The organism is Pseudomonas sp. HY13-MNA-CIBAN-0226 (assembly GCF_040310305.1).
GTDB lineage: Bacteria > Pseudomonadota > Gammaproteobacteria > Pseudomonadales > Pseudomonadaceae > Aquipseudomonas > Aquipseudomonas gregormendelii.
The window spans coordinates 1-283 of the sequence record NZ_JBEOPS010000168.1; the positions used below are offsets into that span (position 1 = coordinate 1).

Sequence of the window (283 nt, forward strand, 5' to 3'; positions counted from 1 at the left end):
CCACTCCACCTTACTGAACCCCTGATGGTGGAGTAAGGATCATGGCTCAGCCATCGATTTTGGTATTGGAAGACGACGAGATCATTCGGGCGTTGATGGTGGATGTGCTGGAAGACTTTGGTGCGGTGGTGACATCGTTTGCATCGGCAGACGAAGGGATGATTTACCTGGAGCGCGGCGATGACCCGGTGGATTTGATTGTCAGTGATATTCAAATGCCCGGTTTGCTCAATGGTTATGACTTGAGCCGTGTGGTCGCCCATCGCTGGCCTGAAGTGCAGGT

At 53.0% G+C, this 283-nt stretch carries 1 protein-coding gene; it reads left to right on the forward strand.

The features are described from left to right. Positions 1 to 41: 41 nt before the first annotated feature. Positions 42 to 283, forward strand: a 242-nt coding sequence (locus tag AAEZ05_RS28255; RefSeq protein WP_350649876.1) for a response regulator, incomplete at its 3' end; no start/stop codon positions are given.